Origin of the sequence: Rhodosalinus sp. FB01 (assembly GCF_041365715.1) — a bacterium.
Lineage (GTDB): Bacteria > Pseudomonadota > Alphaproteobacteria > Rhodobacterales > Rhodobacteraceae > Rhodosalinus.
Genome location: NZ_JBGFSH010000082.1, coordinates 1 through 404 on the forward strand (window position 1 = coordinate 1; position 404 = coordinate 404).

The 404-nt window shown below is 64.1% G+C and carries 1 pseudogene; it reads left to right on the forward strand.

The window, feature by feature from the left end:
• Window positions 1–16 precede the first annotated feature (16 nt).
• Window positions 17–404 (forward strand): annotated as a pseudogene (locus AB6A65_RS16680) (ATPase); the annotation flags it as partial.

Here is a 404-nt window from a genome sequence, read left to right on the forward strand (position 1 = left end):
CAACCTCGAGGAGATGATGGCGGCGTCCGACAGCGAGGGCGCCGGCTGGAGCGCCTTCATCGCCGCCTGGTGGGACAGGTTCGGGACGGCCTCGGTCCTCTCGGCAGATCTGTTCGATGTCGCCCTGTTCTGCGACCCGGCTCCGCCCATCAGCGGGGGAACGGATCGCGCGCAGAAGACGGCGTTCGGCAAGGCGATCTCTCGAATGCGCGACCGTGTGTTTCGGGTTGGAGAGGTCAGTGTCCGTGTTCGGAAGGCAGGCGTCGAGCACAAGGCGACGCGGTGGAAACTTGAGCTTTGTGAGACCGAAGCACCACCGACCCGTGCCGATCAACCTGAGGTTGGGGAACATCAGTCGTCCGAGGGGAACGTCGAAAACGGATGTTCCCCTCGCCAACCCATTG